Origin of the sequence: Nordella sp. HKS 07 (genome assembly GCF_011046735.1) — a bacterium.
Classification (GTDB): domain Bacteria; phylum Pseudomonadota; class Alphaproteobacteria; order Rhizobiales; family Aestuariivirgaceae; genus Taklimakanibacter.
Genome location: NZ_CP049258.1, coordinates 4,299,766 through 4,325,846 on the forward strand (window position 1 = coordinate 4,299,766; position 26,081 = coordinate 4,325,846).

At 63.1% G+C, this 26,081-nt stretch carries 17 protein-coding genes; 10 read left to right on the top strand and 7 right to left on the bottom strand.

The genetic code is table 11. From position 1 onward, the window contains the following. The first annotated feature begins 1 nt into the window (after window position 1). The 5 genes from G5V57_RS20275 (at window position 2) to G5V57_RS20295 (ending at window position 10,552) form a co-directional block, all read left to right on the top strand. On the top strand, window positions 2-3,478 hold the full coding sequence (locus G5V57_RS20275) for a hypothetical protein (protein ID WP_165169364.1): 3,477 nt from the start codon (window positions 2-4) through the stop codon (window positions 3,476-3,478). Further along, window positions 3,478-5,733, top strand: coding sequence for a hypothetical protein (locus G5V57_RS20280; RefSeq protein WP_165169365.1), 2,256 nt, complete (start codon window positions 3,478-3,480; stop codon window positions 5,731-5,733). Before G5V57_RS20275 ends, G5V57_RS20280 begins: the two co-directional genes overlap by 1 nt. A gap of 143 nt (window positions 5,734-5,876) precedes the next feature. Then, window positions 5,877-9,128: a DUF6519 domain-containing protein gene (locus G5V57_RS20285; RefSeq protein ID WP_165169366.1), complete on the top strand. Its 3,252-nt coding sequence runs from the start codon at window positions 5,877-5,879 to the stop codon at window positions 9,126-9,128. Between the two features lie 16 nt (window positions 9,129-9,144). Next, window positions 9,145-9,474 (top strand): hypothetical protein, encoded by a 330-nt coding sequence (locus G5V57_RS20290; protein WP_165169367.1) that lies wholly within the window; start codon window positions 9,145-9,147, stop codon window positions 9,472-9,474. A 229-nt stretch (window positions 9,475-9,703) separates the two neighbouring features. Continuing rightward, window positions 9,704-10,552 carry a neuromedin U gene (locus G5V57_RS20295; protein WP_165169368.1) on the top strand — a complete coding sequence of 283 codons (849 nt, stop codon included), beginning with the start codon at window positions 9,704-9,706 and terminating at the stop codon, window positions 10,550-10,552. 622 nt (window positions 10,553-11,174) lie between these two features. On the opposite strand, the gene G5V57_RS20300 is transcribed toward G5V57_RS20295, so the two are convergent. Together G5V57_RS20300 and G5V57_RS20305 are read right to left on the bottom strand one after the other, a co-directional pair. After that, window positions 11,175-11,975, bottom strand: a complete 801-nt coding sequence (locus tag G5V57_RS20300) for a DeoR/GlpR family DNA-binding transcription regulator (protein WP_165169369.1) — start codon at window positions 11,973-11,975, stop codon at window positions 11,175-11,177. After that, window positions 11,950-13,212 carry an ADP-dependent glucokinase/phosphofructokinase gene (locus G5V57_RS20305; protein WP_165169370.1) on the bottom strand — a complete coding sequence of 421 codons (1,263 nt, stop codon included), beginning with the start codon at window positions 13,210-13,212 and terminating at the stop codon, window positions 11,950-11,952. Before G5V57_RS20305 ends, G5V57_RS20300 begins: the two co-directional genes overlap by 26 nt. Window positions 13,213-13,417: 205 nt before the next feature. Here G5V57_RS20305 and G5V57_RS20310 point away from each other — a divergent pair, with 205 nt between their 5' ends. Next, window positions 13,418-14,461 carry a hypothetical protein gene (locus tag G5V57_RS20310; protein ID WP_165169371.1) on the top strand — a complete coding sequence of 348 codons (1,044 nt, stop codon included), beginning with the start codon at window positions 13,418-13,420 and terminating at the stop codon, window positions 14,459-14,461. A gap of 59 nt (window positions 14,462-14,520) precedes the next feature. Here the strand turns inward: G5V57_RS20310 and G5V57_RS20315 are convergent, their stop codons facing one another. From G5V57_RS20315 to G5V57_RS20330, 4 genes are all read right to left on the bottom strand, one after another. Next, on the bottom strand, window positions 14,521-16,056 hold the full coding sequence (locus G5V57_RS20315; RefSeq protein WP_165169372.1) for an L-fuculokinase: 1,536 nt from the start codon (window positions 16,054-16,056) through the stop codon (window positions 14,521-14,523). Between the two features lie 4 nt (window positions 16,057-16,060). Continuing rightward, the gene (locus G5V57_RS20320; RefSeq protein WP_165169373.1) at window positions 16,061-16,921 is read right to left on the bottom strand and encodes a carbohydrate ABC transporter permease; all 861 of its coding nucleotides are present in this window, start codon (window positions 16,919-16,921) and stop codon (window positions 16,061-16,063) included. Further along, entirely contained in the window at window positions 16,914-17,861 is a 948-nt protein-coding gene (locus G5V57_RS20325) for a carbohydrate ABC transporter permease (RefSeq protein WP_206530082.1), read from the bottom strand. Before G5V57_RS20325 ends, G5V57_RS20320 begins: the two co-directional genes overlap by 8 nt. A gap of 63 nt (window positions 17,862-17,924) precedes the next feature. Continuing rightward, window positions 17,925-19,574: an extracellular solute-binding protein gene (locus G5V57_RS20330; protein ID WP_165169374.1), complete on the bottom strand. Its 1,650-nt coding sequence runs from the start codon at window positions 19,572-19,574 to the stop codon at window positions 17,925-17,927. Window positions 19,575-19,844: 270 nt separating this feature from the next. Here G5V57_RS20330 and G5V57_RS20335 point away from each other — a divergent pair, with 270 nt between their 5' ends. From G5V57_RS20335 to xylB, 3 genes are read left to right on the top strand one after another with little or no spacing between them, the layout of a single operon-like run. Continuing rightward, entirely contained in the window at window positions 19,845-20,909 is a 1,065-nt protein-coding gene (locus G5V57_RS20335) for an ABC transporter ATP-binding protein (protein ID WP_165169375.1), read from the top strand. A gap of 26 nt (window positions 20,910-20,935) precedes the next feature. Further along, window positions 20,936-22,927, top strand: a complete 1,992-nt coding sequence (gene tkt, locus G5V57_RS20340) for a transketolase (protein ID WP_165169376.1) — start codon at window positions 20,936-20,938, stop codon at window positions 22,925-22,927. A gap of 18 nt (window positions 22,928-22,945) precedes the next feature. Then, a complete protein-coding gene (gene xylB / locus G5V57_RS20345; protein WP_165169377.1) occupies window positions 22,946-24,418 on the top strand; it encodes a xylulokinase in 1,473 nt (490 codons plus the stop codon). 15 nt (window positions 24,419-24,433) lie between these two features. Here the strand turns inward: xylB and G5V57_RS20350 are convergent, their stop codons facing one another. Then, window positions 24,434-24,892: an Lrp/AsnC family transcriptional regulator gene (locus G5V57_RS20350; RefSeq protein ID WP_165169378.1), complete on the bottom strand. Its 459-nt coding sequence runs from the start codon at window positions 24,890-24,892 to the stop codon at window positions 24,434-24,436. A gap of 126 nt (window positions 24,893-25,018) precedes the next feature. On the opposite strand from G5V57_RS20350, the gene G5V57_RS20355 reads away from it, so the two are divergent. Further along, a complete protein-coding gene (locus G5V57_RS20355; protein WP_165169379.1) occupies window positions 25,019-26,077 on the top strand; it encodes an ornithine cyclodeaminase in 1,059 nt (352 codons plus the stop codon). Window positions 26,078-26,081: the final 4 nt, after the last annotated feature.

Here is a 26,081-nt window from a genome sequence, read left to right on the forward strand (position 1 = left end):
CATGACCCAGGACGCCTTCTGCGGTTGCTCGGACACTGCGCGCCCGCTCGTCATCTACAATCGGCCCGGCCTTTCTGAGATCGCCTATCGCGTTGGCACCTTTGCCAGCTTCCGCGAGGCGATGCTGCTCTCGATCTCGCAGGAAGCGGCGTTGGCGCATCTCACCTCGCGTGAAAGCGATGACTACGCCATCACCATCCTCGAGCTTTTCGCCGCCCTCGCCGATGTGCTGAGCTTCTATAATGAGCGGATCGCCAATGAGCTATACCTTCGTACGGCACGCGAGCGTGATTCGCTTCTGCGCCTGACGGGGCTGCTTGGCTATCGCCTGCGCCCGGGCCTCGCGGCCGAGACATTGCTGAGCTTCGCGCTCGACGCGGGGGCCGAGACCCGCATCCGCAAAGGCTTCAAGGTAATGAGCGTCCCGGGGCAGGACGAGAAGGCGCAGATCTTCGAGACCATCGAAGCGCTTGCGGCGCATGGCGATCTCAACGAGGCGGCCGCCTTTGCGCCGCCCGTTCCTTTCAACGGCTTCGCGCTCGGCTCGACTGGCGGCCCGATCGTGGCACGGCCGGAAAAGCTGGCGCCGGGGGCGAAGCTCATCTTCTTCGGCCTTGGCGGCATAGAGGAGAAGTTGGTCACGGCGCTGACGAGCCGGGCAGACGGCGAGTTGATCGCTTTCGAGCCGGCGGTCGCTGAGTCCGGTTGGGTCGGCGATGTCGCGCGTATCGCAAGGCTCGATGGACGATTGCGCTTCTTCGGGAGTGCCGCGCCCGAAAACGTGAATGTCTATGTGCCGGCTCCCACACCGACGACATGGCCCAAATGGGAGACGCAGACCGTCGATGCCTCGCTGGGCGCGGATACCGTGCTCTATCCGCTCGACGCGCGCCTCGCCGACATCGCCACCGGGGCGCAACTGCTCGTCGATGCCGGGCCTGACGCCGTACCACGCTTGCGGACCGCGACGATTGTCGGGACGGAAGACCGGCCAGCCCGATTGGGGACGATTGACCAACTGACCGAGACGGTGACGCATCTGGAGTTGCGCCAGACCTTGCGCGGGCGCCCCGGTCTGGCTCCAAGCCCCGCGGGGCTTCATGCCGCCTATGCGCGCTCGGGTAGTGGCAGCGTCATGGCGCTCGATCCGCCCGCCGCCCTTCGGCGCTGGAATTATCTCGGCCTCCCGGACGCTTCATCCGATGTTCACGCCGTCACGGTCGCACTCACGCGGCAGGACATCTTTGTCCGTGACAGCGCCCTGCGCATGCGCCAGCGCCTGCTTCTGGCGGATGCCTGGGGGGCCTGGGTGGATCATGGCGGCATTCTCACGACGGAGCCGCGGCCGGTGGTGCGGCAGGGTGGCGGGGTCTTCGTCTTCGTGCGGGGAACCGATCTCGGCCTGTGGGCCATCGATGTGACTTCGGGCGCGCCGGGGAGCTGGATCGGCCTTGGCGGCGTTCTCACATCGCCGCCGGCCCCGGTATCCCATAAGCCTGGAAGTCTTGCCGTCTTCGTGCGCGGCACCGACCGAGCACTATGGTACCGTCTGTGGGATGGTGCTGTCTGGACGGAATGGGAGTCGCTGAAAGGTCTCCTGGCAAGCGGACCGGATGCCGCCTCGACCGGGGGTGGGCGGATCGACGTCGCCGCCCTCGACGATGCAGGCGGTGTCATCCATCGCAAATGGGACGGCACCGCCTGGAGCGAATGGCGCACGCTCGGCGGCACTTTCACGGGCGATGTCACCCTCGTGGCCGGATCTCCCGACCGCATTGATGTCTTTGTCCGCGACAAGGACGGGGTGCTGTGGACGAATGCGCGCAATGGCGAGACTTGGGGCGAATGGCACTCGCTCGGTGGTCGCCTCACCTCTTCCCCGGCCGCCGTGCGCGACGTGCTTGGCCTGCATGTTTATGCGCGGGGCGGCGACGGCAGCATCGCCTCGCGCTCTTTCATCGGGGGCAGTTGGACCGCTTGGGCAAGCCACGGCAATGGCATCGGCGCCATTCCCGACCGGCGCAAGACGGCGATCTACCGGCTTGGCGCCGAGGACATCATCTTCCGCAACTATGACTATCCGGCCAGGATCAGGCAGGGACGCCTTGCGTTGCGGATGCGGCCGGGCGCCCGGACGGTGGGAAATATCACCAAGGGAAGACACGTCCTGCTGCGCTCGTCTTCAGGGCTCTATCCGGTGAGCGTGATCGCGGCCACGCCCTTTGCCGCGGTCGCAGGTGAACTCGACGACCATCTCTTTGTTGATTTTACGCCCGGCCCCGAGACGCAGCTGAACGATGTAACGCTCCTCGGCAATGTCGCGGCGGCCAGCCATGGCGAAACCCAGCCGATCGAGGCACTGGGGCATGGCGAGGGCGCCAAGGGCTTCCAGGCCTTCAAGCTCTCGCGGCCCAACCTGACCTATCTGCAATCGGCGACGGCGCTCGAGGGCAGCGCCGCGCTCGAAATTCGCGTCAACGGCGAACAATGGCAGGAAACGTCGAGCTTCTTCGGCCGCAAGTCCACCGAGCGCGTCTATACCGCGCGGCAGAACGATGGCGGCGAGACGCGGATCATGTTCGGCGACGGCGCCACGGGGGCCAGATTGCCGTCGGGCGCCATGAACATTTCCGCGGTCTACCGCACCGGTTTGGGGCTTTCGGGGCGGATGAAGGCTGATCAGCTGTCGATACCGCTCGAGCGGCCGGTCGGCTTCCGAGAAGTCACCAATCCGCTGCCGGCCGACGGCGCTGCCGATCCCGAAACGCTCGATGAAGCGCGCAGCGGTGCGCCCCGATCGGTCCGCACCTTCGGCCGGGCCGTGTCGCTTGCTGATTTCGAGGCGATCGCCACGGCATCCGGCCTCGCGGCGCGTGCATCGGTCACCTGGACCTGGAGCGAGACCGAGCGCGCCGTGCATGTGACAGTCGCGGGACCGCAGGGCGTCGCTCTGTCGGCGGCCTCATTGGCGCGGTTGCGCGGCGCGCTGGATTCGGTGCGCGATCCGAACCGGCCGCTGTTTCTCGCCAATTTCGTGCGCGTTCCGATCGTGGTGACCGCCAGGCTGCTGCGCAACCCTGCCTACGAGGCCGATGCGATGCTGGAAGATGCGCGCGCCCGGCTACTGGCGTTTTTCGCCTTCGATGCGATGCCGCTCGGCGAAGCCGTCTTTGCCAGCCAGATTTATGCCGAGCTGCAATCGGCCAAAGGTGTCGTGGCTGCCGACGTGGATGTATTCCAGCTCAAGCATTACGACGAGCTGACACTTATCGAGCAGGCTGCCCGTGCGGTTGACCTTGCGCCGCGCCAGCCGCATATCCGCATCTTCCCGGCGCGGCCGGCGCCGCCATTGGCGCTCATCGACCGCTTCGCCCGGGCGGGGTTCACCGGCGCGCCGCCGCCGGTGCTGGCCGCCGAGCAGGCCTTCATCGCGGATCCTGCCACCGATCTCATCCTGACAGCCGTGGAGGCGCTCTGATGGCCTTCTCCAACGCCGAGCGCGATCGTCTCTATGATCTTCTTCCCGCGTTCGTCCGCTCGCGCGATCAGGAAAGCGGCGAAGCGCTGCGGGCTCTTCTCGATATCATCGACAGCCAGGCGGACCTCATCGAGGAGGATATCGGCCAGCTCCAGGAAAACGCCTTCATCGAGACCTGCGAGCCCTGGGCCGTCGCCTATATCGGCGACCTGGTCGGCACCTCGCCGCTCTTCGACGAGAGCCGCATCAAGGACGGCGACACCGCGGTCGAACTGTTCCGCGATCTTGAAGGCGCCGAAGATCGTCGCATCAAGGCGCTGCATGGCCGCGCCGAGCGCAGCCTGCCGGGCAGGGGGCTCAGGCCCCTGGTCGCCTTGCGCTCACGCGCCGACGTCGCGAAGACGATCTATTACCGACGCCGCAAAGGCACTCTGCCGATGCTCGAGGAGCTGGCGCGCGACGTCACCGGCTGGCCCGCCCATGCGGTCGAGTATTTCGAGCTGCTCGGCTGGACGCAGTATCTGCGCAATCATCTGCGCCCGCATGCGTTGCGCACCCCGGACATACGCTCGATCGAACGCATGGACCGCCTGGGCGGCGCCTTTGATGAGATCCAGCATAGCGTGGATGTGCGTCCCCTGACACAGGATGAGGGCTGGTACAATATCCGCAATATCGGCTTTCATCTCTGGCGGCTTGCGGCCTATGCGCTGGAGCGAACGACAGCGCGCAGCGTCGGTGGAGCGGGTGATTTCCGTTACTTCTTCAGTCCACTCGGCCAATCGGCGCCGCTGTTCAGCCGCGTTCGACGAGAAGGCGACGAGTCCGGCCTTGCGACCGAGTTGCATGTGCCGCAGCCCATCCGCCCCGCCCGCTTCTACGCCGGTATCGGGGATTTCTACGGCGCGCTGGCCGATTCCCCGAGCCTGACGGTCCATGTGGATGGAACCGAAATACCTGTCTCGCAGGTCATATGCCGCAATCTTTCCTCCTGGTCGCAGCCGGCCGGCGATCGCATCGCCATCGACGTTGTTAGCGGCCGTATGTCTCTTGGACCGGCGCTCGTCCCGGCCGACAAAGTCGAAGTCTCGTACCACTATGGCTTCCCGGCCGATCTTGGCGGTGGACCATATCGCCGCCGGTCCTGGCTCATCCGGCGCAATTTCGCCCCCGACGTGCAGGTGATCGTAGTCGGCGGCGCGACCGGCCATCCGTCCGTCGCCGCCGCATTGACCGATTGGGTGAACAACGGACAGCACAATGCGGTCATCAGCATTCAGGACAGTCGCACCTATGACGAGACGATCGTCCTCGATGTGACCAGCGCGAGCGGGAATACGTTTGCCCTTGAGGCCGCCGATGGGTTCCGGCCGCATCTGCGCCTGGCCGCGCCCTTGCGGATCGCGGGTGATCGTCCCGATTTCGCGGTGACGCTGAGTGGCCTCCTGATCGAGGGGCGGGTCGTCATCGAAGGCTCGCTGCATCGTTTGCGCCTTCTTCATTCAACCTTGGTGCCGGCAGGCTCGATCGCCGAGACGGAACCACCGCCGCCGCCCCAGACGGAGCCCAGCCTTGCCGCCGTTGCCAGTCTGGCGAGCGGAGGCCCGGCCAATCAGGAGCTCGCCGTCGAGATCGCTTTCTCCATCCTGGGCGCGATCCGGCTGCCGGTGCATGCCGAGGGGTTGACCCTCCTCGACAGCATCGTCGATGGAACAGGGCAGGACGCGATTGCCGGCATCGAGGCGGCGAACCAGCCGGGGCCGGCTTTGCGCAGCGAGCGCGTTACGATCCGCGGCCGCACCCTTGTGCGTGAGATCGATCTCGCCACCGAGACAATCTTCGACGGCCATGTCGAGGCGGCGCGCGTGCAGAAGGGATGCGTGCGCTTTTCCTATGCACCGGCGACGTCGCGCACGCCGCGACGCTATCGCTGTCAGCCCGATCTCACCACCCGTAAGGCGATCGAGGAGGCGGAAGCGCAACAAGGGCCGCTCACGCCTGCCGAAAAGCAGGCGATGCGCAATCGCGTGTGGCTGCGCGTCAAGCCCGAATATACGTCCGAGGCCTATGGCCAGCCGGCCTATCTGCAATTGTCGCTGAAGGCGCCGGAGGAGATCGCCAAGGGCGCGGCCGACGGGTCGGAAATGGGCACCTATTGTCATCTCAAACAGCCGCAGCGTGAGGCGAACCTGCATGTCCGCCTCAAGGAGTATCTGCCTTTCGGCCTCGATTATGGCCTGGTCTATGTGACCTAGAGCGCTTCCCGCGAAAGTTGCTCGACTTTCGCGACAAGGAAGCGCTCCAGATGAATGCAATCGAGCCATTTTGTCCCGTTTTGATCGGATCCATTGATTCGATCAAAACGGGAAAGGCTCTAAGAGTTCAAAGGAGCGCGACGATGAGTGGTGACTATACGAGATTCACTTTCGATCCACACAAGCGCTTTTCGGGCGTGCTCATGCAGCAGGGACGCGTCCAGCTCGATTCCGACTGGAACGAGGAGGTCGCCATATTGCGCCGCCGTTTGCGCACCACGGCGCTCGATACGCTGGGACCGCTCGGCGTTCCCTACGAGGTCAGTCCGGACGCCTTCAAGATCGTCTTCATGGCGGGTCCGCCGGCGGATCTGTCGATCACGCCCGGTAGGCTCTATGTCGACGGAATCCAGGTCGAATGTTTCCCCGAGGATGGCGCCACTTATCAGAACCAGCCGTTTCATCCACCCTTGACGCTGCCGGCCTCCGGCGACGCGGTCGCCTATCTCGACGTGTGGGAACGCGAGGTCACTTATATCGAAGATAGCGAATTGCTCGATCCGGCGCTCGGCGGCGCGGACACCACGACGCGCCGACAGACGGTGTGGCAATTGCGCGTCGATTCTGTTCAGGGGGCCGCCTGCGGCATGCCGGTCGGCGATCCTCCGTCGGCGGGACGCCTGACCAGCCGCGCCATCGCGCCGCCGGCACCCGACGACCCGTGCATCCTGCCGCCTGCCTCTGGCTATCGTGGTCTCGAAAACCGGTTCTATCGCGTCGAGATCCATCAAGGCGGGCCGCTGGGCACAGCGCTGTTCAAGTGGTCGCGCGACAATGGCTCCATCGTTTCCGCCGTGCGCGATATCGCGGTGAGCGGATCGCAGACCACGTTGATTGTCAACCGCATCGGCCGCGATGCTTTCCTGCGCTTCCGCGCCGGCGACTGGGTGAGCGTGACCGACGATCACCGCGAGCTTGCCGGCGAAAGCGCCGACATGGCTCTCATTATCGACATCGACGAGACCAATCGCCGGATCGTTCTTGACCGCGCGTTGCCGCGGCCCGCGACACGGCCTTTCGGCGCCACGACCGCCGAGATAGCGGCGCGCCATACCAGAATTCAACGCTGGGATCAGACCGCCGCGACGAACACGATCGACGCCGATGGCCTCATCGGAACGGCCGCCGGACCGATCGCCATCGAAGACGGAATCGAGATGGAGTTCTCGGCTGATCCGGCCGGCGGCTCTTTCCGCACCGGCGACTACTGGGTCTTCTGGGCCCGCACCGCGACCGCGACGATCGAAGAACTCGTCGCGGCACCGCCACGCGGCATTCGCCACCATTATGCGCAGCTTGCCGCCATCAACGGACTGGGGGGCCCGGCGCCCGTCGTCACCGATTGCCGCCCGCCACCGCCGCAGCAGCAGGCCGGCGACTGCTGCTGCACGATCATCGTGCGCCCCGGCGAGGACATCCAGGCCGGTATCGACGCCCTGCCGGCACAAGGCGGTTGTGTCTGCCTCAAGACCGGACAGCATGTCGTCCGCGCACCTTTGCGCATCGCGCGCGGAAGCATCGTGCTCAAGGCCGAAAGTCCGGGAACCGTTGTCCAGTCCGTGGGAGACGGACCGGTTCTCATCATTGGCGGCGCTCAAGTGCGCATCGAAGGCGTCGATGTTCTGGGTATCGATTTCATGGCCGGATCCGCCGGAGCGGATGGCGTCGGCGTCATCACGGTGATCCAGGCGTCGCGGGTGCGCATCTCGCATTGCGGAGTGGGCGCCAAGGAGAACCGCGCTTTCATCGGACTTGTGGCCCAGGAAAGCGATCATCTCAGCGTCCTTTCTTCGCGCTTTGCCGATCTTGCCGGCGGCATGCTGGTGCGCCAGCGCTGCGAGGACTTCGAGGCCGACGAGAACATTTTCGAGACCCGGGAGCGCGAGATCTCGGTGTTCGGCATCGCCTATATGGAATCGGCTTTTTCGTGCCGCATCACACGCAACGTCGTATCGGGCGCTTCCTTCGGCATCATCGTCAATGACAGGCCTTTTGACGATGCGCAGTCGCTGGCCGACCTCTCCCTGGTGACAGACAATTTCGTCATCTGCCCGTCCAATCCGGAGGGGCCCGCCAATTTCCGCTCGGTGGCGATCGATGTCGCGGCCGACGGCTGCCGGATATCGGGCAATCGCATTCAATATGCCGACCCGTCCTATATCGGTATCCGCATCGGTGGTTCGCTCTGCGAGGTGAGCGGAAATACCGTGATCGCGCGCCTCAAGGAGCGCGATGACCAGGGACCGACCGCTGTGCAGATTGGCGGCATGGGAGCTTTTGCGCCGAAGACGATCCTGGGAGGCATTGTTGCGAACAATACGCTTGCCGGTTTGCAGCACGGCATCGCCTGTGTCGACGCATCGCGTCTTGTCATTGCCGGCAATGTGATCGAGGCGCTCGTGGCGGGCCGGCTGGGTTTCGGCATCACCGCCACCCGCATCGATGGAGCGGAAATAACCGGCAACCGGATCAACGGCGCCTTTGCGGCAATCTACTTGAGCAATGGCCGACGTAACCGGCTCGCCGGCAATGACTGCCGCGCCGGCGGCTTCGGCATCACCCTCACCGGCGAAACCGCGCCGCAGATTACCGGCAATCGGCTGGATCCGATCGATTTCTGGGGCATCTATGCCTACGGCATATCCGAACGTCTCGATATCACAGAGAACCGGCTGGCGCGCTGCGCCAGCGCGATGCCCAACCTCGCTTATGCGATTGCCTGCTATTCCGTCATGGGAGAAGCCAACATCTCGGAGAACGAGGTGTTCAATACGGGCAGCGACGGCAGCCCACAGGCAACATCCAAGGCCGACTATGGCATTCTGGGAGATCTGGTTCTCGAAGCGCGGATCGAGGGCAATCAGGTCACCTATGGCAATGCCGGCGCCCGCGATCCCAACCGCGAGGATCGCGCGCTGGTCATGCGGGGCGCCCTGGAATTCTCGCCGTCACCCGATTCCATATCTCTGGGTTTCGCGGCCCTCATTCTCGGCAATCGCTTCATTGGCACCGGACGCACGGCGCTGGTGGAATTGCGCCAGACGCAGATCAACGATCAGACCTTTTCCCGCTTCGAGCGGGTCGCCTTCAGCAATAATCACTGTTGGCACATGTCCACGCCGAATTTCGAGCATGGCAAGATGGCGACCGTCTGGCTCGTGGGCCGCGCCGCCACCGTCATGGGCAATCATATCAAATCCACGGTGCGCTTCTTCACCTCGGTGAATTTCAACAACATGCCAGGGCCCTATATGGGCAATGTCACCGCCGGCGACACGATCAACCATGTAGATCTTCCATCCCCCGTCGCTAATTTCAACCTGATCGCCAATTGAACGAAAGGCCCATCCGATGGCACTCGACAAGCTTTTGAAAGAGAGCGCCGCAAGGCTCGATGAGATTTTGAAGCAGCCGGTGCTCGCCAGGGTCGACCCCGCCGCTCTGGCCATGGCCGAGACACAACTCAAGCAGCGCATCGCCGACCTCGATGCACGCATCGCGGCGCTCATCGCCCGCCGTGACACCGCGATTGCCGCCTTTGACGCGGCCATTGCCGGGGACAAAGCCGAGCGGGATCGCCTCGCATCCGCCAGCCCGCCGGCACCGCCCGTGGGCGCCGTCTCGACCAGGCGCGCAGCGGCGAAGGCGACGCCCAAGCCCAAACCTAAGAAGAAGCGGTGACGCCAGCGAGCGGCCGCGACCACGAAGGTCAGGCATTGCAACCTAAATGTTGCCAAAAGGTCACAGTGCAGGTGAAAGGTAATGAAGGACAGCTCGTGGAATTGACGCCTAGCCATTCCAGGTAGACTTTAAGCGACCATGTCGAGGGGGATTTTACTGCGGAATGTTAACTTGCATGGATGCATGGGGGGCACTCGAACGAATGCGGTACCAAAATGCATTGATACGAGTGGCGGCTCTGACCGTCGGGCTTTTGATGGCGATACCGGCTGCCTATGCCCAGGAAGATTTGCGCGCGGCGGCGCAGAATCCCATCGGCAATTTGATCAGCTTGCCCTTTCAGGACAATCTCAACTTCGGCCTGGGTGACACGGACAATGTTCAGAACGTCCTCAATATTCAGCCGGTCTATCCGATTCATCTTAGTGACAGTTGGAACCTGATCACCCGACCAATCCTTCCGGTGATTTATCAGGAGCCCTTCTTCGCTGGCGAGGAGCTCGAGGAAGCCGAAGAAATACTCGGCGATGATGCCGGCCGCAACCTGTTCGGCCTCGGGGACCTTACCTGGGAGAATTTCTTTTCGCCGCGCGAGCCGACAGAATTGGCTCCGGGAGTCGGCTTGGTTTGGGGCGTTGGGCCGGTCCTTCAATCTCCGACGGCAACGAATGATCTTCTTGGGACGGGGAAGTGGTCTGCCGGACCGGCCTTTGTTGTATTCCTGGATGCCAAGCCGCTCCACATAACGACAGGCTTCTTGATCTTCAACATATGGTCCTTCGCAGGCGATGACGACCGTGCTGATGTCGATGCTATGACGTTGCAGCCGTTCCTCAACTATAACCTGCCTGAGGGCTGGTATCTGACATCGAGCCCCCTCATGACGGCCAACTGGGAGGTTGATGAAGATGAGCGCTGGACCGTGCCCATTGGCGGGGGCTTTGGGCGAATATTCAAAATTGGCGATCAGCCGATCAATGCAAATCTAGCCGCCTACTACAATGTCGTCACCCCCGATACCACTGGAGCCGACTGGCAGTTGCGTGCCCAGTGGACATTTCTTTTTCCAGAACGCTGATCGGCAAGGCTATTCAATAGGTTGCCCATTCGTACACGCCACTCGAAGTGTCTTCATCACCTTCCAACGCGGCGATGGGCGCTTGACATCGTGGGCCAGATGGGAGGATTTGGAAATATCAAGTTGAGGAGTTGCGTTCGGACGTCAACTCCTGAGTCCGACCGAACAGGCTCCTCTATCCGACCTCCGATAGGATCAAGCGAATGGCTCTCGGCCTCCGAATAATCCGTGAAATCCTGCAAGCTTTGCTACGCGTGTGGATCAAGAAGGATGAGCGTAATGTCCTCGAGAATGCCGCACAAACCAGCACGGCCTCTGGCGATGGAAGCGCGCTTGCAGGCGATGGAGCAGCGAGTCAATCGCCCGGGACTCCATCACGGCTGGTGAATGTACAGGCCATCCATGGCCGGCCATTGAATGCGACCGGATTGCGTGCTGTTGAGCGCACAACACAATTGGTCTTTGATCCCGGAGTTCACATCGATATGGCCAAGAAAGCTCCGCACCAGGAGAAGGAGTGGCCGGAAGCTCGCTGCAGAAGGTCCAGCGAAGTCAATTGGCAAGGGCGGCCAGACCAAGTCCGCCGGCAGATGTCGCCACGTAAATTGCGGAAGAACCAAAATCACGTGCTGGCGATCGTCACCTTGACGTCGAAGGAGCGCAGCTGGGCCAGGTGCTCGGCGCTGATCCCGTCATCGGTGATGACTTCCGAGATCGCCGAAATGTCGCAGAAGGTGGAGAAGGACGGCGCCGTGAATTTCGTCGAGTCGACCAGGAGGATGATGCGCCTGGCCGCCTGGATCATCGCCCGCTTGAGCGAAGCGACTTCGAGCGAGGCGTCGGTCAAAAGCCGCCCGGTCACCGCATAGGCGCCGACCAGGCAGAGATCGGCATGGATGGTGGCGAGGAACTCCTTGCCTGGCTCACCCACCATCATTTGCGAGCCGGTGCGAACCGTGCCGCCGGGCACGATCACCCGCCAGCTCGGGCAGGCGGCGCACAGACTCGCCGTCTCCAGGCTGTTGGTCACCGCGGTCAGAGGGATCTGGCGCTCGGCCGCCGCCCTTACCGCCTCGAGAACGGTCGAGCCCGTATCGAAGATGACGCTTTCGCGCGGATTGATGCGCTGGGCGGCAAGCATGCCGATGGCGCGCTTTTGCGGATGCTGCAGTTCGGCATTGAGGGAGGCTTCATGCTCGAAGGTCGCCTGCAGCGGCGGCAGCAGCAGCGCGCCGCCATGGGTGCGCTCGAGATAGCCGCCTTCGGTGAGCTGCTCGAGATCGCGGCGAATGGTCGAGGCGGACGCCCCGATCTCATCGGCGAGATCGAGGATCGTTGCCGCCCCATCCTTGCGCAGGCGCTCGAGGATCATCGCCCGGCGCTTGGCCGGCATGATCTCAACCCGCTTTGACTGGCTCTCCATGGCGCGTCCTTGCTGAATTTCTGGAATTGGCCGACCCGAGAACCAACAGGCAGCCGCCGGTGAAGCTGTCGCCGAGGCCCACGGTGGCGGCCGGATGGTCGAGATAGGGCGAGGCGCAGGCGACGAGCGACCAGTCGCCGTGCCGCGACAGAGGTGGAAGCGGCGGCGTGGCGAAGGTCGCGCGCGTATCGATGCTCCGCGGATAGGCCGGAACGCCGTGAGCGGCGCGTGTGCCGGCGAGAAGGCAGCCCATCATCAGGGCCTGCCGCTCCGCTTGGGGGTCGCCGCGCGTCGCCGCGGCCGCCCAGTGATCGGCATGGACGCAGACACGGTCGAGCCCGAGACGGTCGCCCAATGCGCACATGTCGCTGGCGAGATCAGCGTTGCCGGGAGCGAGCGCGAGGAATTCGGAATGACTCATGCCGATGGAGGTGATGAAGCCGGTCAGTCTCTCGACCGTCCGATCGCGATGCCGGGGTGTGTCGTAGCCGGCAAGCTCGAGATGCACGGTGCCGAGCCCGGCCGCCCGCCACTTCTGGATCATGCCTGTGACCTGCGCGACCTCGGAATCGATCAGCTCATAGGGGATGCTGTTGAACCCGGAGATGAGACCGGCGCCGGCCTCGTGCGCAAGCGCCGCGCTCAAGGTCTCGAACTGCGCATCGTGTTCGAGACCGGGATCATGGAAGCGCACGATGATGCGCGACGAGCGCCTGGGCGCCGCGCCGTCGATCGCCCGGCCGGCCGTATATTCGATGATGAAGATCTCGGGCTGCCTTGGTCCACGCGCGACGACGTCGGCGGCGCGGACCGCTTTGCCGTTCTCGGCGATGAGGATATCGGGGTGGATTTGCGCGAGCTTGTGGGCGCTACGGTCTTCAAGCGCGATCAGAGCGGGAGCACCGATCGCCGCGAGCGACCAGGCGGCCTGGGGACCGGTGCCGCCCAGCGCATAGCTGATCGGCACGTGAGCGGCGAGCCAGCCTGGCCCTTCCGGCCAGTCGATTCTCACTTCACCGCCAATGCTGGCAACCGCGCGCTCCTTGACCATCTTGCCGAAGGCGCGCGCCGGCTCAGGCGCGTCGGCTTCGAAGAGCGGAATGAGATCATGAGCGAAGATGCGCGCGTCGACACAGGCGCTCAGGCCGAACAGCATCAGCGGCGCTTCCCGGGCGATGCGCGGAATGTCGGCAATGAGATCGCGATAAAGGCCGGCCCAATCCAAATGCGGCGACATGATTCCTCTCAATGAGAGGCATAAGGAGCCAGATGTCGCTCTCTGTCAATCGGTTTTGGAAGGATTTGGAATGTTTCGATTTCAAAGATTCAGTGATAAATCAGTAAGTTGAGGTTAAATTCTAAATCTATGTTGGCAAATATTGATAGTTATTGCTCAGTTTTGGCGTAAGTGGTAGAAAGCACCGTCACCAGGGAGACAGGGCATGACGAAGTTGGACGAGAAGTTGGCGAGAATTCGGGCCGGAAAATACAAGCGCACTGACTTCATCATTGCCGATGCCAAGGATGGCGATATGGGAGCGGGCGTACTGGGCGCCGCGCCGAAGCGGGCGCCTGATGGCACCCGGCTGCGCGGCAAGACTCGCGCCGAATATCTCGACGATATCGAAGCGGTGGTGAAGCAGGGCGTTGTCGACGTCATGCTGGTTTCGGCGTCCAATCTCGAATTGCTGCATGAGCGGGGCGTCTTCAAGAAGAGCAAGGTCAAGCCGGTGATCCGCGCCAATGACACCACGGACTGCTGGGGTCTGGTGCGCCACGGTGTCTATCCAAAACTCGCCTCGCGGCCATTCCGCACCGCGAGCCTGCCGCGTGTGATGTATAATGCGGCGTCGCCGGGGAAGGGCGCGAGGAAGATCTACGGCACCGATCTCGGCCTCTACTCCATCACCATGATGAACGATCTCGACGCCGATTTGCGCACCATGGAAGCCTTCCGCGCCTTCCGAGAGGATGCGGCGGCCAACGGCTTCAAATACTTCCTCGAAGTCTTTAACCCGAATGTGCCGCACAATATGGAGCGCGAGCATCTCGGTGAATTTATCAACGACAGCCTCCTGCGCTGCCTCGCCGGCGTGATGAAGGCAGACCGGCCGCAGTTCCTCAAGATCGTTTATAACGGCCCGAAAGCGCTGGAAGAGCTTGCCACCTATGATCCGAGCCTCGTCATCGGCATTCTGGGCGGCGGAACCGGCACCACGCGCGACACTTTCGAGCTCCTGCATCAGGCTGAGCGTTACGGCGCCCGCGTGGCGCTGTTCGGCCGCAAGATCAACCAGGCCGAGGCGCCGCTGGCACTTCTGAGCATCATGCGCCAGGTGACCGACGGCACGCTCGCGCCGGACGAGGCCGTGCGCGCTTATCACGGCGAGCTGCAGAAGCTCGGCCTCAAGCCCTTCCGTTCGCTGGACGAAGACCGCGTCATCACCGAAGAACCGCTTAAGAGGGCGACGCTCAAGGCGGCCTGAACAAGAGCCGCTAACTGTTACTCCCTGGACTACGCCGGGCCGCAAGGTCCGGCGCTTCTTTATGTGCGGTCGCGGAAGGCGGCGAGCGCGTCGTGGGTTGGTCCAAGGGCCACCGGCAACTGCGCATAGACGGTGCGATAGAGCTCTTCATAGCGCGCCGTCCAATGGGGATCCGGCTCGACGACGCGCACCTGGCCGAGGCCTTCCGCCATGCGGCTTTGCGCTTCGGCGACGGAGCCGAACAGACCGGCGCCCAGCCCGCCCAGGATCGCGGCGCTGAGGCAGGTGGCTTCGCTTAAGGGAGTCACTTCGATCGGCCGGCCATAGACGCTGGCCTTGATCTTCATCAGGAGATCGTTGCGCGTGCCGCCGCCGATGATGCGGATGCGGCTGATCGGCGTGACACCCTTGATCGAGCTCAGATGGTCGAGACCGAGACGCGTGGAGAGGCAGAGGCCCTCGAGCACGCTGCGGAACAAGGCGCCGGGCGTGGCGTCGCCGGTGATGCCGATGAAGGCGCCGCGCGCATGCGGATTGGGGTAGGGCTGGTCGCCGCCGCGCAATTGCGGCAGGAAGCACAGGCCATTGCTGCCGGGCGGCAGCTTATCCGCCTCGGCGATCAGGCTTACATAGCTCGCCCCGCCGGTCTGGCGGCGGAACCACTCGATGGCGCCGCCCGATGTGGTGAGCCCGCACATGAGTTTGTAACGCGGCTTGTCTAGGCTGAGCACGCTTTGCTGATTGCCGCCCAGGCGCAGCGCTTCTTCGAAGATCGGACGGTCGTTCGCGAGGATCAGGCCCTCGGCCGTGCCCATGCTGTCGAGCAGGATGCCGGGCGCGGTGGTGTCGGCCGCAACCGTGCTGATGACATGATCATGCCCGCCACCGGAGATGGGGAGGCCCGGCGGGAGTCCGGTATCTTCCGCGCCCTTCGCATGGACCCGGCCCACCACGGCGCCGCTCGCGATCAACGGCGCGAAGAGGGTGGGATCGAGATCGAGTTTGCCCAGGATTTCGCCGGACCAGGCGAGCTTGCCGAGATCGAGGGCGTTGGTGCGCGAGGCGAGGGAGAAGTCCGTGCGCGCCTCGCCGGTCAGGCGGAAGGCGACCCAGTCCGCCATATTGAGCCAGCGCCGGGCCTTGCCGAAGACCTCGGGATGGCAGCGCCGCCACCATAGGATCTTGGCCAGGCTGAAGCTCGGTGAAGCGGTGACCCCGCTGGTCCTGAAGACGTAATCATCGCCGAGCTGGCCGCGCATCCTATTGCCATCGATAACGGTGCGTCCGCAATACCAGGCGATGATGGGCCCTAGCTCGCGACCTTGCTCGTCCACCAGGACACCGGCCTCGCCCATGCTGCCGGTGGCGAAGCCCTGGACAAGGCCATGCGGTTTCGTCGCCTGGGTGAGCTGCGTCAGGACCCGGCTGACGACCTGCCATAGCTCCTGCGGGTGATATTCGGCCCAGCCGGATTGCGGGAAATGCGTCGGCGTCGGCTCGGCGGCTTCCGCCACGATGCGGCCCTTGAGGTCGACCGCCACCGCGCGCACGCGTCCGGTGCCGAGATCGAGGCTCGCAAGCAACTGGGAGGCCAAGGTTCTAGCCTCTCACCGCGCCCAGCGTCAGGCCGCGCACGATATAGCGTTGCGCGATGAGCGCGATAATGACCGGTGGAATGATCGCCGTCATGGCACGCACGCCCATGAACCAGAACTGCACGCCGCGCGTATCGATGGCTCCGGCGATATGGACGGGAACGGTGATCGCGGTGCTGCTTCCAATCGAAACGGCGAAGAGAAACTCGTTCCAGGTGAAGGCGAAAATGATCAGACCCGCAGCCGCCATGGAGGGCGCCGCGAGAGGGAGCGCTATTCTCCAGAAGGCGCCCCAGTGGCCGGCGCCGTCGATGAGCGCGGCTTCCTCGAGCTCGACCGGCAGGTCGAGAAAGGTCTGGCGCAGGATCACCACGACATAGGGCAGTACGAACGTCGCATTGATCAGGACGAGGGCGAATTTTGTATCGAGCAGGCCCAGATAGCGCATGGTGAGGTAAAACGGAATCACGGTGGCGACCGGAGGCAGAACGCGCTGCGACAGGAACCAGACGGTAATGTCGCGGTTCTTCCAACGTTCGAAACGAAAGCGGGCGATGGCATAGGCTGCCGGCGTGCCGAGCGCCAGTGCAAGAAGGGCGGCGCTCACCGCGATAACCGTGCTGTTATAGAGCGCCTGCCCGGTTTCCGGCGTGCTGAGCTGGTCGATCCAGTTGTTGAGCGTCGGTGTGAAATTGATCCACGGCAAGCCGAGACCGGCGACCGTATAGGTGTCGATTGGGTTGCGCAGCGATTGTGAGAACGCCCAATAGATCGGAAAGGCGAAGAGCAACGCCACCGTAACGGCGATCAGGGAGGCAATGACCTCGCTCCACCCGTTCTTCAAGCCCGGTGCCCGGTCAGCCATAGCTTACTCTCAGACGTTTGAAGAATAATGTGACGACGATCATGACCACGATGAGCAGCGCATAGGCCATGGCGCTGGCATAGCCCAGATCGAAGAAGCGCAGGCCGGTGCGGAAAGCCAAGAGCGAGAAGGGCTGCGTCGCAACGCCAGGACCGCCGCCCGTCATCGAGAAAGGGATGTCGAAGAGTTTGAGCGATTCCGCCATGCGTAGCAGCAGCACGAGAATGATCGTCGGTATGAGGAGCGGCAGCATGACCTCGCGCAACATGTCGAGTGCGCTCGCGCCGTCGACGCGTGCCGCCTCGTAGAGCTCGTCGGGCACGCCCTGGAGCGCCGCCAGGAAGACGAGGAAGCAGAATGGCGTCCACTGCCAGATATCGACGAGAATGACCGAGATCAGGGCCCAGGTCGGGCTGGACAGGAAGGGAATGCCAGTCCATGCGAGCGGGCCGCCGACTTCATAGAAGATGGTGAAGAACGTATAGCCGACAGCCAGCGGCGTCGCAAAAATCGGCAGAATCATCACCGCCCTGAGCACGGGTCTTCCAAAAATATGCTGATTGAACAGGACAGCGAGCAGGAAGCCTAGGGCGAGTTCGAGCGGCACCGCGATCAGCACGAACAGCAGCGTGACGCGGATCGCTTCACCCACCTGAGGATCGCTGAACATGCGCTTGAAGTTGTCGATCCCGATGAAGGTGGCGATGTTCACCTGGTCCTTGATGACGACATTCTTGGTGCGTGGCTGTCCGGCGTCATCGAGCACGGGCTTGCCGGCCGCGTCGAGCATGGGCTGCTTCTCGCGCTTCACCTCGACCTTCTGCTCGATCTTGTAGAAGGCCAGATAGAGCGAGTAGCCGAGCGGGAAAACGGTGAAGGCAAGCACCCAGATGACGGCCGGCGCCAGCAGCAGGAAGCGGATCTTTCCAGTCCAACGCATCGATCCCCCTTCAGTTCGAAAAGAGCCGGGGCGGCGCTGGCCGCCCCGGTGCGTTGTCAGTTCTTACGGCGTGTAGCCGATTGCTGCCTGATAGTCGGCCTTCTGCTTGTCGCGGCCGATACGGTCAGTAACGCCTTCCCAGGCCTTCGCCGTATCGTCGAGCGCCTGCTGGGCGTTCTTGGAGCCGCTCATCGCCGCCGACAGGTTCTTGTCGAGAATGTCCCAATACTCGAAGGTACCGGGGATGCGCAGATAGGTGAGCATCGTCGGGGCGTAGAAGACTTCGTGATAGGCATGCGTATAGGCCTTTGCGTCATTGGCGTCCCAGCCGGCCTTTACATAGTCCTCGATCTTGGCGGTGCCACCGTCTTCCTCCAGGAACTGGTAGGAGTAGCCCGGATCGACGCCATCCCAGCCGACGGTCGCCATCAGCTTGGAGACCGGCCGGATCGCCATCAGCGACAGGAAGGAATATGTCGCCTCCGGATTGGCCGAGAAGTTCGAAATAACGCCATGCCATGAGCCGCCGACGGTATTGCCGACGAGACGCGGCTTGTCGAGCTTCACGAAAGCCTTCTTTTCGAAGTCATAATATTCGTTCGACGAAGGCATCATCGCCGCGGAACATTTGCCTTTGATCTTCGAGCGGCTTTCATCCTGGCACAGGGCGCCGACATCGCCCCAGCTGAACGCGAACACCGCCTTGCCGCGCAGGAAGTAATCCCAGGCCTCGCCAAGCGACCAGCCGACCTGCGCGGAGGGGCCGGTCTTATGCAACTCCTGCAGGAACTCCAGCGCCTTTACATGGCCGGGGCTGTTGATCAGAGGCTTCATGTCTTCCGGATCGAACCAGTAGACATTCTGCGTGCGCGTGACCTTGTCGCCTGGATTGATCACGAAGGAAGAAGAGAGCGACTGGAAGTGATAGTGGCCCTGCTCGCCGACCTTCAAATGAAGAACCGTGCCGCTGTCCGGATCGGGATCGTCCGCGTCCCAGTTCTTGCCGTTGAAGTACTTCGAGATGTCGAGCAGCTGTTGCCAGGTCTGCGGCGGGTTCGGCAGGTCGTAGCCATATTCCTTCTTGAACGCAGCCTGATGTTCGGGATTACCGAGCACGTCCGAGCGGTAATAGAGGACCTGACCGTCAGCATCGTTCAGCACGCCATAGCCGACACCTTTCCATTGGTACAGCGCCTTGAGCGATGGCGGCATGTCATCATAGGTCCATTTCGGATATTTGCCCGATTTCTGCAGATCATCTATGGCGTAGCCATAGCCAGCCGGCACGATATCGCCATACCAGAAGGCGCCGACCATGAAGGCATCGTATTGTCCGGTGCCGTTACGCAGGTCGAGCATCATCTTTGTATAGTGTTCGGCGAAGGGCAACTCGACGATATTGACCTTGCCACCCGACAGCTCCTCCCAGATCGGGCGGAATTGATAGAGCGGCCCGCTGATGCCGCCTTTCGGGCCGGCGCCATTGACGGTTACCGTGATCGTGACGTCCTTGAAGGGCTGCTTGTCGGGGCCGAATTCGCTCCCGAGCTCCTCTCGGCTCGTAGTGATAACTTGATTATTGTAGGCCTCGCCGAGCTTGAGGAGGACAGTTCCGTCATCCTTCCATTCGACATACTGGCCGGCGAGGGCGGGGGCTGCGAGCAACGTCAAGGCAGGCAAAGCAAAGAGCGGCCACTTGAGTGGATGCACCATTTTACTCCTCCCATTTTAACCAGTTGTGCGGGCGCACTCTGGCTTGATCTGACGAAGCGAGCATACATTCTTGAAGGGAAAGCACAACCGTCCGATTTGGTTTTGTATGACGAATTCGCTGTGCACTGCAGCGAAGGCCGGCGGCGAATTTCGATCATTTACAACGTGATAGTGTGATCATTCCTAATCATCATGAGATTGCACCTCGACCAAGGTCGGATCATGCAATAGGGTCGCTCCGTGCAAGGAACGCTGGCTTGGGGGATATCCATGGCTTCGGTTGATGTTGTCGATGTGCGCAAGGCCTACGGCGTACATGAGGTCATTCATGGCGTCTCGATCGGTATCGAGGATGGCGAGTTCGTCATCCTGGTGGGGCCGTCGGGCTGCGGAAAGTCGACATTGCTTCGCATGGTCGCCGGGCTCGAGGCGATCACCAAAGGCGATATCCGGATTGCCCAAAAAGTAGTCAACGACCTGCCGCCCAAGGACCGCGACATCGCGATGGTGTTCCAGAATTATGCGCTGTATCCGCATAAGACGGTGGCGGAGAATATGGGCTTCGCGCTCAAGCTTCGCCGTGCGCCGAAGGAAGAGATCGAGACGCGCGTGAAGCGCGCGGCGGAAATCCTCGGTCTCGTGCCCTATCTGGAGCGCTATCCGCGCCAGCTTTCGGGCGGCCAGCGCCAGCGCGTCGCCATGGGGCGCGCCATCGTGCGCGATCCGGCGGTCTTCCTTTTCGATGAGCCCTTGTCCAACCTCGACGCCAAATTGCGCGTGCAGATGCGGGCCGAGATCAAGGAGTTGCATCAGCGCCTGAGGACAACCACCATTTATGTGACGCATGACCAGGTCGAGGCCATGACCATGGCCGATCGCATCGTGGTGATGCATGACGGTGTGGTCGAGCAGACCGGTTCGCCGCTCGAGCTCTATGACCGGCCGGAGAATGTCTTCGTCGCCGGCTTCATCGGCTCTCCGTCGATGAATTTGCTTAAAGGCAAGATCCGCATCAACGGCGGGCCGACTTTCGTGATGGACGATGGCACGGCGCTTCCCTTGACGTCCGCGCCATCGGGAGCCGATGGAAGGCCGGTCATCTATGGCATCAGGCCGGAGCATCTGACGCTGGGAGGCCATGAGCTCAAGGCTGAAGTGACCGTCGTCGAGCCGACGGGATCGGAGACCCAAGTCTTTGCCAGACTCGGCGGCCAGAAGATTGTCGGCGTGTTCCGCGAGCGTGTCGCCGCCAAACCCGGAGAGGCGCTGCCAATCACGCCCAATCTCGACGCGGTGCATCTCTTCGATGAAGGAACCGGCAAACGTCTGAACTAGCCCGCCACTGATCAGGGGCAGTCCGAATGGATTCGCGTGTGTCCTCCCTTCATCCTCTCTTGCCGCAGATGGCCAATGCGCTGCGCTTCCTCGCCGCAGACGCAGTCGAGAAGGCTCAGTCGGGTCACCCCGGAATGCCGCTCGGCATGGCCGATATCGCGTCCGTGCTCTTCACCCGCCATCTGAAATATGATGCAGGCGCGCCCAATTGGCCCGACCGCGACCGCTTCGTCCTCTCCAACGGTCACGGCTCCATGCTGCTCTATGGTCTCCTGCATCTGACGGGCTACGAGACGGCTACCCTCGATGAGTTGAAGCGCTTCCGACAGGCCCATTCGCGCGCCGCCGGTCATCCCGAATATGGCTATATGCCGGGCATCGAGACGACCACCGGGCCGCTCGGACAGGGGATCGCGACGGCGGTCGGCATGGCGCTGGCCGAGCGCCTGCTCAATGCCGAATTCGGTGACGGCCTCGTCGATCACCACACCTGGGTATTCTGCGGCGATGGCTGCCTGATGGAGGGCATCAGCCAGGAGGCGATCTCGCTCGCCGGCCATCTGAACCTGGCGCGCCTCACCGTCATCTTCGACGATAATGGCACGACGATCGACGGCCCGACTTCTATCGCCACTTCCGACGATCAGCGGAAACGCTTCGAAGCCTCGAACTGGGCCACGATCGCCATCGACGGACACGACCCGCTGGCGATCGACAGGGCGCTTGCCGGGGCGCGCGTCGCCGACCGCCCGACTTTTATCGCCGCTCGGACGCAGATCGGCTTTGGCGCCCCGACCAAGCAAGGCAAGTCCATCGTTCATGGCGCGCCTCTGGGCGCCGCCGAGCTCGCCGCCATGCGCGAGAAGCTTGGTTGGCCGCATGCCGCCTTCGCGATCCCGCCAGAACTTCTGGCGGCGTGGCGCGAGGCGGGCCGCCAGGGGGCGGCGGCCCGCCAGCTCTGGGAGACGCGCCATATGGCCTTGGCCGAGGAGCGGCGGGATGACTTCGATCGCCGTCTGGCGGGCAATTTGCCGGCCGGTCTCGAAGCCGCGGTGACGGAGGCTATCGCGTCGTTCACGGAACATCCTGAGGCGATCCCCATCCGCCAGGGCAGCCAGAAGGCGGTTGGCGTTCTGGCGAAGCATCTGCCGGAGTTGGTCGGCGGCTCGGCCGATCTCACCGGGAGCGTGCTGAGCAAGCCCGCCGACATGGCTATTCTCGACCGGCAGAGCTTCATGGGCAGCCATATTGCCTATGGCGTGCGCGAGCATGGCATGGCAGCGGCGCTCAATGGTCTGGCGCTGCATGGCGGCTTCCTGCCTTATGGCGGCACCTATCTGACATTCAGCGACTATTGTCGGCCGGCGATACGCCTTGCCGCCTTGATGGGCATCAAGGTGATCTTTCTCTTCAGCCACGATTCCATCGGTGTCGGCGAGGACGGCCCCACCCACCAGCCGGTCGAACACCTCGCCTCGTTGCGCGCCATGCCAGGGCTTCGCGTCTATCGTCCGGCCGATCAGGTCGAAGCGCTCGAATGCTGGTATGACGCCATCGCCGGCAAAGGCCCCAGCGTCATGGTCGTCGCCCGCCAGAAAGTGCCCCAGCTGCGTGTTGAACCGCGTAGCGACATGCCGGCCCGCCAGGGCGCCTATGTGATTGCCGATGCCGCCGGCGCGCGCGATCTGACGTTGCTGGCCACCGGATCCGAGGTCAGCCTTGCCATTGCGGCCCAGAAACTGCTGGCCGGCAAGGGCCTCGAGGCCGCGGTCGTCTCGATGCCATGCTGGCAGACTTTCGAGTTGCAGTCGGCGCAGTATCGCCGCCAGGTGCTGGGCGAGGCGCCGACCTTTGCCGTCGAGGCGGCCTCGCCCTTCGGCTGGCATCGTTATGTCGGGGAGGATCGGCGGATTATCGGCATTGACCGGTTCGGCCTCTCGGGGCCGGGTGCGCAGGTCTATGAAGAGTTTGGCTTGACGGCCGCCAAAATCGCGCAAAGGGTTGCCGACAACCTCTAGGCCTCGGGGCAAGCGCAAATGCAGATCGGAATCGACATCGGCACCTCGGCCGTCAAATTTCTTCTCGTCGATGACGCGCAGAGCCTGGTGGCGAATATCGAACGGCCTTTGCATCCGGTCCAGCCAAAGCCTTTGTGGTCGGAGGACGATCCCGAGAATTGGTGGCAGGCGGTGGCCGATGGTCTCGACCTCCTGGCGCGCGATCACCCCAAGGCCATGTCAGGCGTGCGCGCCATCGGTCTCTCGGGCCAGATGCATGCCGCCGTTCTCCTCGATGACGCGGATCTCCCGGTGCGGCCGGCTATTCTCTGGAATGACGGCCGCTCCGCCGGCGAGGCCGCCGAGCTTGCGCAACTGGGTACGGGGCTCCAGCGCGAAATGGGCATACTGCCCATGCCGAGCTTCACCGGACCGAAATTCCTCTGGCTCAAGCGCAACGAGCCCGATGCCGTTCGGCGCACGCGCTCCTTGCTTCTCGCCAAGGACTTCGTGCGCTTGAAGTTGTCGGGCGAGAAGGTCACCGATGTTACGGATGCGGCAGGAGCCTGGCTTATCGATGAGGCGAAACGTCAGTGGTCGGACGCGGCCTTGTCGGCTTGCGGAATCGATCGGTCTCTTTTGCCCGCTTTGATGGAGTCGCAAGAGGCGAGCGCCGTCCTGAAGCGCGATCTTGCAGCACGCTGGGGATTGCCGTCTGACGTGGTCATCGCCGCCGGGGCTGGCGATGTCCCGGCGGGCGGCATCGGTGTCGGCGCCATCAATCCAGGCGACGGCTTCATTTCGCTCGGCACCTCGGCGCAGATCTTCCTCGCTGACACGGCGCATCATCCCGATCCCGGCCGCCTGGTTCACGCCTATTGCCACGCTCTGCCTGACCGATGGTACAGGATGGCCGCCTTGCTGAATGGCGCAGGCCCGCTGTCCGCCTTCGCGCGCTGGACCGGAGACGGTGACATTGCCGCACTTCTTGCCGAAGCTGAAGCGAATTTCCGCGGGCCGTCCTATTTGCTGGCGCTGCCCTATCTCTTTGGCGAGCGCACGCCGCATAATGACCCTTTGGCACGCGCCGCGATCGTTGGCATGACCCATTCGACCACGCGCGCCGACCTGATCCAGGCGGTGCTCGAAGGCATCGCCTTCTCGCTGTGCGATGGCCTCGATGCCCTGATCGGCGACAAGCCGCGACCGGAAAGCCTTGCGCTGATCGGCGGCGGCGCGCGCTCATCCTTCTGGGCGAAGCTCATCGCATCGGCTCTCGATCTGCGCCTGGTGCGTTACGAGGCCTCCGATCGCGGTCCTGCTTTCGGCGCCGCTAGGCTCGCCCGCCTCGCGGTGACGAAAGAGGATGCCAGGACGGTCGTGGTGCCGCCGCGGATACACGACGTGATCGAACCGGATAAATCGCTGTACGAGGCCTATCAGCCGCGCCTGCAGGCTTTCCGCATGCTCTACAAGGCGCTGGTGCCGGTCTGGCCGGCGGTGGCGGGCTGAACGGCCGGGCGGCGCTCACACCGAGCTCAACAAGAGGCTCGTCTCGCTGTTCGAGATGCCCTCGATCATGCGCACTTCGCGCAGCACGCGGTCGAACTCGGCGAGGCTCGAAGCGCGGATCTCAGCGACGAGATCCCACTTTCCGTTGGTCGTATGCAGGGCCTGCATCTCGGGCAGGCCGCGCAATTTCTTGATGACCTGCGTGGTCGATTTGCCCACGACCTCGATCAGCATCACCGCACGGACGATATCGGTCTCATAGTCTTCGCGCACCCGGATGGTGAAACCGGCGACGGCGCCCGTCTCGAGAAGGCGATCCAGCCGGTTCTGCACGGTGCCGCGCGACACGCGCAGCACGTGCGCCAGCTTCGACAGGGGCGCGCGTCCGTCGCCGCGCAATTGCGCGATGAGGCGGCGGTCGAGATCGTCGAACGCGTATTTGGCGATTTCTTTCTTGGCCGTCTGCTTTGTCATTCTGCTCAGTCTTCTTGAGCACTTTTATCAGTCTGATGTGCAATATTACAAGTAATCGCCGTTTCGATCGAAATTCGTTCAAACTAGGGTTCTTTTTGGCTGAATGAACTAATGGTGATTGACGACATGCTCCAACCTTCCGCGCAGGCTTTCGTTCCCTTTGTGAGCGTCGAGAACATGATGCGGCTGGTGCATCAGATTGGCGTCGAGACGGTGCTCAAGGAGCTCGCCTTCTATATCGAGGAAGATTTCCGGCGCTGGGAGCTTTTCGACAAGACGCCGCGGGTGGCCAGCCATTCGCGCGACGGGGTGATCGAACTGATGCCGACATCGGACGGCGAGGTCTATGGCTTCAAATATGTGAACGGCCACCCCAAGAATGCAAAGGAAGGCCTCCAGACGGTGACGGCGCTTGGACTTCTGGCGGAAGTCGCGACCGGCTATCCCGTGTTGCTCACCGAAATGACGCTGCTAACGGCTCTGCGCACCGCGGCGACCTCCGCCATGGTGGCGCGCCATCTGGCGCCCGAGGAGACCCGGACTATGGCGCTGATCGGCAAGGGCGCCCAGGCGGAATTCCAAGCCATCGCCATGCGGGCGATCTGCGGCATCGAGGTGGTTCGTCATTATGACATCGACCCCGCCGCGACGCGCAAGGCCGAGCGCAACTTGGCGCCGCTCGGGCTCGCGATCACGGCTTGCCGCTCGGCCGAGGAGGCGATCGAAGGCGCCGGCATCATCACCACCTGCACGGCCGACAAGCAATATGCGACGATTCTCACCGACAACATGATCGGGGCGGGAGTGCATATCAACGCGATTGGCGGGGATTGTCCCGGCAAGACCGAAATTCATCCGGACATTCTGAAGCGCGCCGACGTCTTCGTCGAATATCCGCAGCAGACGCGCATCGAGGGAGACATCCAGCAGATGCCGGCCGATTTTCCGGTCACCGAGATCTGGGAGGTCATTGTCGGCAAGGCGAAGGGACGGGTCTCGCAGCATCAGCTGACTTTGTTCGACGGCGTCGGCTTTGCCATCGAGGATTTCTCCGCCTTGCGCTATGTGCGCGACCGGCTGGAGGGAACCGATTGCGCCGAGCTTCTCGACATGATCGCCGATCCGGACGATCCGCGCGATCTCTTCGGCATGCTGCAGCGGGCACGGCCGGTGCAAGGGAACTGACGCC

Coding starts and splice junctions, on each gene's coding strand:
- G5V57_RS20275 (WP_165169364.1), top strand. CDS start 2: ATGACCCAGGACGCCTTCTGCGGTTGCTCGGACACTGCGCGCCCGCTC.
- G5V57_RS20280 (WP_165169365.1), top strand. CDS start 3,478: ATGGCCTTCTCCAACGCCGAGCGCGATCGTCTCTATGATCTTCTTCCC.
- G5V57_RS20285 (WP_165169366.1), top strand. CDS start 5,877: ATGAGTGGTGACTATACGAGATTCACTTTCGATCCACACAAGCGCTTT.
- G5V57_RS20290 (WP_165169367.1), top strand. CDS start 9,145: ATGGCACTCGACAAGCTTTTGAAAGAGAGCGCCGCAAGGCTCGATGAG.
- G5V57_RS20300 (WP_165169369.1), bottom strand. CDS start 11,975: ATGGAGAGCCAGTCAAAGCGGGTTGAGATCATGCCGGCCAAGCGCCGG.
- G5V57_RS20305 (WP_165169370.1), bottom strand. CDS start 13,212: ATGTCGCCGCATTTGGATTGGGCCGGCCTTTATCGCGATCTCATTGCC.
- G5V57_RS20310 (WP_165169371.1), top strand. CDS start 13,418: ATGACGAAGTTGGACGAGAAGTTGGCGAGAATTCGGGCCGGAAAATAC.
- G5V57_RS20320 (WP_165169373.1), bottom strand. CDS start 16,921: ATGGCTGACCGGGCACCGGGCTTGAAGAACGGGTGGAGCGAGGTCATT.
- G5V57_RS20325 (WP_206530082.1), bottom strand. CDS start 17,861: ATGCGTTGGACTGGAAAGATCCGCTTCCTGCTGCTGGCGCCGGCCGTC.
- G5V57_RS20330 (WP_165169374.1), bottom strand. CDS start 19,574: ATGGTGCATCCACTCAAGTGGCCGCTCTTTGCTTTGCCTGCCTTGACG.
- G5V57_RS20335 (WP_165169375.1), top strand. CDS start 19,845: ATGGCTTCGGTTGATGTTGTCGATGTGCGCAAGGCCTACGGCGTACAT.
- tkt (WP_165169376.1), top strand. CDS start 20,936: ATGGATTCGCGTGTGTCCTCCCTTCATCCTCTCTTGCCGCAGATGGCC.
- xylB (WP_165169377.1), top strand. CDS start 22,946: ATGCAGATCGGAATCGACATCGGCACCTCGGCCGTCAAATTTCTTCTC.
- G5V57_RS20350 (WP_165169378.1), bottom strand. CDS start 24,892: ATGACAAAGCAGACGGCCAAGAAAGAAATCGCCAAATACGCGTTCGAC.
- G5V57_RS20355 (WP_165169379.1), top strand. CDS start 25,019: ATGCTCCAACCTTCCGCGCAGGCTTTCGTTCCCTTTGTGAGCGTCGAG.